Genomic DNA, 9,556 nt, shown 5'->3' on the forward strand with positions numbered 1-9,556 from the left:
GCTCTGGCGGACCGACCTCTACGACGCCCGGGTCATCGCCCTGCTCATCGACGATCCCGCGCAGATCACCCGCGAGCAGGCCGAGCGCCAGCGCGATCCCGTCGCTGGCCGTGCCGACCGTCGCCAAGGCGGGCGAATCGGTCGAGATCCCGATGCGGCTCGAAAACGAAGGCGACAAGCCGATCGAGGCGTTCTCGTTTTACAGCTCGGACCTGATGAACACGAACGGCGAAAAAATTTCCGCACAGCAGATCTCGTTTTCGCCGGATCACCTCGTGATCGAGCCGAAGCAGGCGACGACCGTGACGGTGGTCGTGCAGGTCCCGGCGAATGCCGCGCCGGGCACATATTCGGGGCTGCTGCAAGCGAGCCGGATGGATCAACTGCGGGCCGTGCTGACGCTGCAAATCGCGTAACCGGGAGCAGCGCATATGACGGCCTCCGCAGAGCGCTCGGCGTTCGTGGTCGAGATGCTGGACCGCTACAAGACGATGACGATGGAGCGCCTGCTGGCCCTGCTGCCCGACAAGGAGCCGCGCCGCTACCTGTACGATCTGGTGCCGCTCTACCCGCAGCGGTCGGGTAAGGGGCTGCGCCCGGCGCTGTGCATCGCCACGTGCCGGGCCTTCGGCGGCAGCGCCAGCAGCGTGCTGATGTCGGCGGTGGCGATCGAGCTGTTCCACAACGCGTTTCTGGTCCACGACGACGTGGAAGACGGCAGCCTGAACCGGCGCGGACGCCCGACGATCGTGTCGGAGTTCGGGCTGCCGGTGGCGGTCAACGTGGGCGACGCGATGAACGTACTGTCGATCCGCCCGCTGATGGACAACTTACAGCGATTGGGGCCGACCCTGACGTGGCGGGTGTTCGCGGAGATCGAGCACATGGTCAGCGAGTCGGTCGAGGGGCAGGCGCTCGAACTGGGCTGGGTGCGCGACAACGTGTGCGACCTGAGCGACGGCGACTATCTGCGCATGACGCTCAAAAAAACGTGCTGGTACACCTGCATCCACCCGTGCCGGATCGGGGCGGTGGTGGGATCCGGCGGGATGGTCAACCCCGACCGGTTCAACCGCTTCGGGTACTTCATGGGCGCGGCGTTCCAGATTCAGGACGATCTGCTGAATCTGGCGGGCGACGAGGTGAAGTACGGCAAGGAGATCGGCGGCGATATCTGGGAAGGCAAGCGCACGCTGATGCTGATCCACACGCTGAATCATGCCACGCCGCGCGAACACCGGCGTTTGCAGCATTTTCTGGCGACGCCGCGACTCGACCGCAGCGAGAACGACGTGCGGTGGGTGTACGGGCTGATGGGCAAGTACAAGAGCCTGGACTACGCACGGTCCAGCGCGCAGCAGCTCGCCGGGGCGGCGCTAAAGGAGTTCGTGCTGGCATATGGCGACCTGCCGGACAGCGAGGATAAGCGCTTCGTCGAGGACATCGTGCTGTACATGATCGAGCGGGATTTGTAGAGGGAGCAGCCATTAGAGGTAGCGATCAGCGGTCAGCCAAAGGCAAAAACACGACCTCACCCCCGGCCCCTCTCCAATCTGAGTTGGAGAGGGGAGACAGGCAGGTTTACCGGGGAATGTGAGGTCGTTTGGATCATCAAAGAGCCAGGTAGAAGCCGGGTCAGTCCCCGCCGAGGCGGAGGGTAACGGCAGGCGGGGCGTCCGGCGCGAGCGGGGTGGCAGGAGCGTCATCGCGCGGGCGGAGGTGGCGGGCCATTTGCCCGGCGAGTTCCGCCGCGCCCCAGGCGACGCCCGCGCCCCACTGCGCGTACTCGACGGGATGGCTGGCCGTTTCCGCCGCTAACGCCACGCTCGATTCCGCCGCACGGCGGCCCGCACGCAGAACGTGCCGGGGACCATGCAATGCCTGCTTGACTGCCCCCAGCCCGATCGCCATCGCCGCCTGCTGCGCCGTGCCGCCCACGATGCGCGGCTGGATCACGCTGCTGGCCGGTTCGATGCCCGCCAGCACCCCGCCCGTGATGTCCGCATAGCGCGGATCGACGCGGGCCCGCGACAGGATCACACGCAGGGCCTGCATCCAGACCGGGTTCAGCGTACGGTTGCGAATCAAGCGCACGATCAGCCCGGCCAGCGCCATGTCGTAGCGCAGGTCGTGGTGCAGGCAGTCCACGTAGGGCTTCAGCGCGGCGGCGGAAAAGTCGTCGCGGGCGGCGGCGCTCAGAATCGTCTCGGCGGCCCATCGCCCGCTGAGCAGCGCGTACTGGATGCCCTCGCCGTTGAGCGGGTTGATCAGCCCGGCGGCGTCCCCAACCAGCAGCACACGATCCGCCGTGGGCGAGATGGCGGGGTTGTAGGTGGAGAGCGGCCAGCCGGAGACCTTGCCCACGCGCCGCGCACCGTCCAGACGTTCCGCGAAGGCGGGATCGTCCGCGATGAGCTGGTCGAGCAGTTTGGGCAGGTGCTCCGTGGCGGGCGGCAGCGTTTCGAGCAGCATGCCGATGCCCACATTCGCTGTGCGTGGACCAGTGGGGAACAGCCAGTAGTAACCGGGAAAGCTCGAACTGGAAAAGTACAGATCGGCCTGATCCGCCGGACCGGTGACACCCTCGTAGTAGGCGCGCACGGCGATGATGCGGTCGCCGTCGGCGGGCGGCTGGCCGTGCATCTGGCGCGCGATGAGCGAACTACTGCCGTCCGCGCCGATTAGCATGCGCCCGCGCCACGTCCGCGCCTCGCCGCGCTGCTCGGCCTGGACGGTCACGCCGTCGGCATCGACCATATAGCCCTTCACACGCCAGCCTTCGTAGATCTGCACGCCGGACGCACGCGCCGCGTCCACGATCCAGGCGTCAAGCTGCAAACGCGGGATCACGCGGCCATAGGCGGGCAGGCCGGACACCTCCGGCATGTCGCTGACGATCAGGCGTTTGCCGTCGAGGTGCACCGCCGCGCCGTGAATGACGTTCGTCTGGCGGTAATCGGGAAGGCCGGTCACGCCAAGCCGCTGGAGTTCCACCAGCGCGACCGGGCCGACGAAATCGCCACAGACCTTGTCGCGCGGGAACGCGTGTTGGTCGATGAGCGCGACGCGCAGCCCGGCCCGCGCCAGATGCGCGGCGGCGGATGCCCCCGCCGGACCTGCGCCCACGATCAGCACGTCGGCGTCGATGGAGGGTTTGATCTTCAGGGTGAGCATAGTGGACCTCCTGCCTGGCTCGATCATGTCCCTATTATAACGGAACTTTCACGGCAGCCGCGCGCGGATGACTCAAAATGCCCAATCGTGCCCAATGCGCGTTCCAGGACGAAAACTCTGCAGGTTGGTCTAGAAAGCACAACTACGCGTTGTATGGTATGTTTATCGTCATATACTAAAGTTATTCCAATAAGACCTGTCCTGGTTATCGATGTACGTTACGGAGATTTACCTGCCAAGATCGGAGACGCGGTATCCACAACGGCAGCACGGCGCTACGGAGTATACGGGCCGCCTACTTAATTTTAGTCCGTTAGGGTGTCATGTGAGCGGGCCATGAAAATCAAGGTTCCTTCCTCATTCGCCTCACGCATTGCGATCGGATATGCCCTCGCCGCCGGACTGTGGATTCTGGTCTCCGACCGAGTTGTCGAAGCGCTGTGGGCATCCTCCGACTGGCTCACACCGGCCCAAACCTACAAAGGCTGGGGCTTCGTTACGATCACGGCCATTCTGCTCTTTGTGCTGGTCCGGCACGAAATGCGCACCTTGGAGCAGATTCAAACCTCGCGGGATCGCTCCATACAACGGCTGGAAAACCTGCACCGGCTCGACCGGGAAATCCTCGAGGCGCGGTCGATTCAGCACGTCACCCGCACCGCCATGCGCCACCTCTACCGGACCGTCGGCTGCGATCGCATTATCCTGGGTGTGCTGGAGGTGATCACTGGCCAGTGGCGCGTGTTCCCATCGACCAACAGCGACCTGACCGTCAAAGCAGAACGTCTGAACAGCGATCCGTGCTGGGTTGGGGAGGTGCGCGGCGGGCAGATGAAGATCGTTCAGGATATCCGGGCTGAGGAAGTGCCCGGCGATGCGCAGTGCACGCCTTTTCTTGCGGAAGGTATGCGCGCGCTGCTGTATGCGCCGCTGATGACAAAAGACCGGCTCATCGGAGTGCTGGGGCTGGCCGCCGCTACCCCGTCCTTCTTCACGCCGGAATGCCAGGAAATCGTCCGCGAAGTGGCAAGCCAGCTTGCCATTGCGATCCAGCAAGTGAACCTCACCGAACAACTCGAACAGCACGCGCACAACCTCGAAGCAAACATTGCCGAGCGCCAGCACACCGAGGTAGCTCTGCAGCTCAGCGAAAAGCGGCTGGCACAGGCGCAGGAACTGGCGAAGATCGGCAGTTGGACCGTCGATCTGGAAACCGATCAGGTGTCATGGTCGGCGGAGATGTTCCGCCTGCTGAATAGAGATCCGGTCCACAGCCCACAGTCGCCTTCGGATTTCATCACAGCCGTTCACCCGGAAGACCAGCAGCACGTACGAAATATCTATAACCGGGCCGTCAAATCCGGCAGCCCGGTGACGTTCGAATTTCGGACGAACGGTGGGCCGGACTCCGTGCGCTATTTTGCCGGAAACATCGCGCAGGAAACCAACGCAGAAGGCCGTGCGATTCGTCTGATCGGAACGCTTCAGGATATCACCGCGCTCCGGCGCGCCGAACACGTCGCGCAGGAAACCGAGAGCCGCTATCTTCACGCGCTCGACGCGATGCTGGAAGGCTGCCAGATCATCGGGTTCGACTGGCGTTACCTGTACCTCAACGATGCCGCCGCGCGCTATGGGCGACAGGACAAACAGGATCTGCTCGGGCATACCATGATGGAACGGTATCCGGGCATCGAAGAAACGCACCTGTTCGACGTCTTACGCGCCTGCATGGAAGAACGAACGCCGCACATGGAAGAATTCGAGTTCTTCTACGAGGATCACAGCTCGGCGTGGTTCCGCACGAGCGTGCACCCGGTGCCGGAGGGGATATTTGTCCTGAGCCTGGAAATCACCGCGGACAAACGCGCCGCCGATGCCATCCGCACTTTGAACACGGAACTGGAACAGCGCGTCATCGAGCGCACCAACTTGCTCGAAGCCAAAACGCGCGAACTCGAAACGTTCACCTACTCCGTTTCGCACGACCTCAAAGCGCCGCTGCGCGGCATCGACGGCTACAGCCGCCTGCTGCTCGAAGATTATTGGGACCGCATGAACGACGAGGGGCGGACTTTTCTGCAGAATATCCGGCAGGCGACGGAGCAGATGAACCAGCTCATCGAGGATCTGCTGGCGTATTCGCGCCTGGAGCGCCGCGAGCTGCGCATGCAACCGGTGCAGCTCAAAACCGTCATCGAGATGATTGCAGCGGAATTTGCCAGCGAGGTCCAGGCGGCAGGCACGCACATCACCACGGCTATCCCGGACGTCATGGTAAAAACCGACTCGGGCGGGCTGTCCGCCATCGTGCGCAACCTGCTGGACAACGCGCTGAAATTCACGCGCGGCGTGGAGCAGCCGCAAATCGACGTGGGCGTACGCGAAACGGAAAACGCTTATATCTTATGGGTGCGGGACAACGGCATCGGCTTCGATATGCAGTACCACGATCGCATTTTTGAGATGTTCCAGCGGCTCCAGCACGCCGAGGACTACGCCGGGACGGGCGTCGGGCTGGCAATCGTGCGCAAAGCGGCGGACCGGTTAGGCGGGCGCGTCTGGGCCGAAAGCAAGCGAGGTCAGGGCGCAACTTTTTACGTAGAGATCCCGAGGTAAACCAATGAGTAGCTTAGATGCACCAATATTATTAGTTGAAGACAATCCGATGGACATCGACCTCACGAAACGCGCCTTTGAACGCCGCAATCTCAGCAACCCGTTGAACATCGCGCGGGACGGAGAAGAAGCGCTGGAATGGATCGGCAAATGGGATGGGGGCGAGCCGCGCCCGGTGATCATCCTGCTGGACTTGAAGCTGCCCAAAATCGACGGGCTGGAAGTGCTGCGGCGGTTAAAATCGCACCCCGTCTACCGGATGATTCCCGTCGCGGTGTTAACATCCTCCGATGAAGACCGGGATATCGTATCAGCATACCAGCTTGGCGTGAACTCGTATATCGTCAAGCCGGTTGACTTCGAGAAGTTTTTGAAGGTGGCCGAACAAATCGAACTCTATTGGGTGGTTTATAACCATCCACCCATGTAGCCATTGGATCGCGCGCGGACGGAACATGATGAAAATCCTCTACGTCGAAGACAACCCATTTGACGTTGATTTAACACGGCGCGAACTGAGCCGTACAATGCCGGGGATCCACATCGACAGCGCCGCCACACTGAAAGATGCCCGCGCGATCCTGTCGAACATCGTGCCGTACGAACTGCTGATGATCGATCTGTCCCTGCCGGACGGCAGCGGCCTCGATCTGCTGCGCGAAGCACGGCAGCAAAAGCTGCCCCTTGCGATCGTGATCCTGACCGGATCGGGGGACGAGCAGGCGGCGGTCAGCGCGCTCAAGGCCGGGGCGGACGATTATCTGCCGAAGCGTAAAGGCTATCTGCAACAACTGCCGCAGGCGATCGACAGTGCGCTGCGATCCTTTCATGCCGAGATCGCGCGGAAATCACAACCGATCAAGGTGCTGTACGTCGAAGACGACCCGCTCGACGTCGATCTCACGCGCCGCCACCTGGACCGTTACGCGCCGCACATCAGCCTGGACACCACGCCCCAGCCCGCCGACGTGCTGGCACTGCTCGACGCAGTGTCTCCCGGCGTTTTCCCTTACGACCTGCTGCTGCTCGATTACCGGCTGGCCAATCTCAACGCGCTGGATCTGCTCAAGAAGATACGCCAGGACGCGAGATTGTCGATCCCGGTGGTGCTGGTCACGGGGCACGGCAACGAGAACATCGCCACGCAGGCGCTGCGGATGGGCGCGACCGATTATCTGGTCAAGCACGAAAGCTACCTGTTCCAACTGCCTGCCGTGCTCGAAAGCGCCTACCGCCAGGGACAGTTGGAACACGAGCAGGCCGCGCTGAAAGAAAGCGAAGCACGCTACCGGCGGTTCGCGGAAAATGCGCCGGACATCATCTACCGCTACCAGCTTCTGCCAAAGCCCGCCTTCAGTTACATCAACCCGGCGGTGACGGCGATCACGGGGTACAGCCCCGACGACTATTACGCCGACCCGGCGCTTGGCTCGCGGCTTTTCCGCGTGCTCAACGCGGCCCACGATTTCAACCGGCTCAGCGACGAGGAACTCAAGCAGCCGTTCGTCTTCCGAACCGCGCACAAAAGCGGCACACCGCTGTGGCTCGAAGTGCGCCACGTACCTTTACGCAACGAGGCGGGGAAACTGCTCGCCGTGGAAGGCATCGCGCGGGACGTCACGGAGCGGGAGAAAGCTGAGGCGAAACTCAGGCAAAGCGAGGAAACGTTCCGGCTGCTCTTTGCGTCCAACCCGCACCCGATGTGGGTTTACGACCTCGAAACGCTGCAATTTTTGGAAGTCAACGAAGCGGCAATCAACCATTACGGGTATTCGCACGACGAATTCATGGCGCTGCGACTGGTCGATATCCGGCCCCCGGAAGATGTCGAGCGGCTGCTCGAAGATGTCCAACGGAGGCGCACGGTGCTCCAGCAGTCGGGCGAATGGCGACACAAGCTCAAAAACGGTCGCGTCATCGACGTGGAGATCACGTCGCACACGCTGGAATTCGCCGGACGCCCGGCGGCGCTGGTCATCGCGCAGGACATCACCGAACGCAAACAGGTGCAGCGCGCCGAACAGGAGCAGCGCGCCCTGGCGGAAGCCCTGCGCGATACGGCGGCGGCGCTCAGCAGCGCGGTCGATCTCGAAACGGTGATGGTCGGAGTTCTGGAGAATGCGGCGCGCGTCGTCCCGCACGACGCGGCCAATATCATGCTGATCAAGGGCGGGCTGGCGTCCCCGACCTACTGGCGCGGGTACGCGCCCGAACTGGACGCGCTGCTGCGGGAGTTTTCCATCCCACTGGCGGAGACGACCAACCTTCAAGAAATGTTCGTGACCGGGAAACCATTTCTGGCTCCCTATGCCCAGGACTATCCCGGCTGGATACGCCAGCCGCTGACCGCCTGGGTAAAGTCGCACCTCGCCATTCCAATCCGATCGCACGGGCTGGTGCTTGGCTTCCTGAACCTGGACAGCGCGACGCCGGGATTTTTCACCGAGGGACACGTCGGGCGACTGCAAGTCTTCGCGGACCAGATCTCGGTCGCCATCGAGCGCGCCCAGCTTTACGAGGAAATCCGCTCTCACGCCGCGGTTTTGGAACAGCACGTCGCGGAGCGCACCGCCGCGCTGCAAAACAGCGAGGCACGCTACCGGGCGATCGTCGAAGATCAGACGGACATGGTGTGCCGGTATCTGCCCGACACCACCATCACGTTCGCCAACCAGGCCTTCTGCGCCCTGCTCAACCGCCCCCTCGACGAAGTCCTCGGCATGCCGTGGATGCCGCTCGTGCCGGACAGCGAGCGGCTGCACCTGGAACGACACGTGGCGTCGCTGACGCAAGACTCGCCCATCGGTTCCACGGAAACCCTGTTATCGCGGCCCGACGGAGAAACGCTGTGGGTCCACTGGACCACACGCATCCTGCTCGACGAAGCGGGGGCCTTCATCGAGTACCAGACGGTTGGGCACGACATCACACAGCGCAAGCAGATCGAACAACGGCTCCGGCAAACGCTGGAACACGAAATGGAGCTGAACGAGATGAAGTCGCGCTTCGTCTCGATGGCTTCTCACGAGTTCCGCACGCCGCTGGCCGTCATCCAGTCCGCTGCTGATCTGCTAAGGCGGTATGGCGACCGCATGTCCGAAGACGAAACCGGGGAAAGCTTCAGCCGCATCACGTCGAGCATCAAAAACATGATCGAACTGCTGGACGACGTGCTGATGGTCACCATGACGGAAAGCGGCAAGCTCGAATTCAAACCGGAGATCATCAACTTAAAAACATTCTGCCAGAACCAACTGGCAGAGTACAAGCAGACCATCGGCAGCCAGCACCACCTGAACTGCACGATTTCCGGCGACTGTTTGGAGGTCGCGGGGGACCGTAAGCTGATGCGGCACATCATCGGCAACCTGCTCTCAAACGCGATCAAATACTCCCCCGCCGGAAGCAACGTGACGCTGAACGTCGATTGCAGCGAGCCGGAGATCATCATCCGCATCAAGGACGAAGGGATCGGCATACCGCGCGCCGACCAGGCCCGGCTGTTCGAGGTCTTCCACCGCGCCTCGAACGTCGGCGTGACGCCGGGCACGGGCCTGGGGCTGGCAATCGTGAAGCAGTCGGTCACCCTGTGCGGCGGCTCGATCGCGTTCGAAAGCGAAGTGGGGCGCGGCACCACGTTCACCGTCGTGCTGCCGCTCCTCAAACTTGAGGGCACGCTGCCTTAGGGCGTGCTATGAATTTGTAGCGGTTAGCTGACCCGATGTACAAGTTTAATCGGACAGAAGGTCAGCGAACTGGAGCG

The 9,556-nt window shown here is 62.5% G+C and carries 6 protein-coding genes; 5 read left to right on the top strand and 1 reads right to left on the bottom strand.

Annotated elements, in window-relative coordinates:
• Both V7116_RS24055 and V7116_RS24060 read left to right on the top strand, forming a co-directional pair.
• Positions 1–416: hypothetical protein (locus tag V7116_RS24055; protein WP_324394539.1), on the top strand; the 416-nt coding region annotated here is incomplete at its 5' end.
• Between the two features lie 15 nt (positions 417–431).
• Positions 432–1,475: a polyprenyl synthetase family protein gene (locus V7116_RS24060; protein WP_324394540.1), complete on the top strand. Its 1,044-nt coding sequence runs from the start codon at positions 432–434 to the stop codon at positions 1,473–1,475.
• A gap of 160 nt (positions 1,476–1,635) precedes the next feature.
• Here the strand turns inward: V7116_RS24060 and V7116_RS24065 are convergent, their stop codons facing one another.
• Positions 1,636–3,174 carry an NAD(P)/FAD-dependent oxidoreductase gene (locus tag V7116_RS24065; RefSeq protein ID WP_324394541.1) on the bottom strand — a complete coding sequence of 513 codons (1,539 nt, stop codon included), beginning with the start codon at positions 3,172–3,174 and terminating at the stop codon, positions 1,636–1,638.
• Positions 3,175–3,510: 336 nt separating this feature from the next.
• Between V7116_RS24065 and V7116_RS24070 the strand changes: the two genes are divergently transcribed.
• From V7116_RS24070 to V7116_RS24080, 3 genes are read left to right on the top strand one after another with little or no spacing between them, the layout of a single operon-like run.
• Positions 3,511–5,793, top strand: a complete 2,283-nt coding sequence (locus V7116_RS24070) for a GAF domain-containing sensor histidine kinase (RefSeq protein ID WP_324394542.1) — start codon at positions 3,511–3,513, stop codon at positions 5,791–5,793.
• A 4-nt stretch (positions 5,794–5,797) separates the two neighbouring features.
• A complete protein-coding gene (locus V7116_RS24075; RefSeq protein ID WP_324394543.1) occupies positions 5,798–6,223 on the top strand; it encodes a response regulator in 426 nt (141 codons plus the stop codon).
• Between the two features lie 25 nt (positions 6,224–6,248).
• Positions 6,249–9,479, top strand: coding sequence for a PAS domain S-box protein (locus tag V7116_RS24080; protein ID WP_324394544.1), 3,231 nt, complete (start codon positions 6,249–6,251; stop codon positions 9,477–9,479).
• Positions 9,480–9,556: the final 77 nt, after the last annotated feature.

This window comes from Aggregatilinea sp. (genome assembly GCF_036822615.1).
Lineage (GTDB): Bacteria > Chloroflexota > Anaerolineae > Aggregatilineales > Aggregatilineaceae > Aggregatilinea.

Bases quoted from the DNA above. Each gene is read 5' to 3' on its own strand.
- V7116_RS24065 (WP_324394541.1), bottom strand. From the start codon at position 3,174: ATGCTCACCCTGAAGATCAAACCCTCCATCGACGCCGACGTGCTGATC.
- V7116_RS24060 (WP_324394540.1), top strand. From the start codon at position 432: ATGACGGCCTCCGCAGAGCGCTCGGCGTTCGTGGTCGAGATGCTGGAC.
- V7116_RS24075 (WP_324394543.1), top strand. From the start codon at position 5,798: ATGAGTAGCTTAGATGCACCAATATTATTAGTTGAAGACAATCCGATG.
- V7116_RS24070 (WP_324394542.1), top strand. From the start codon at position 3,511: ATGAAAATCAAGGTTCCTTCCTCATTCGCCTCACGCATTGCGATCGGA.
- V7116_RS24080 (WP_324394544.1), top strand. From the start codon at position 6,249: ATGATGAAAATCCTCTACGTCGAAGACAACCCATTTGACGTTGATTTA.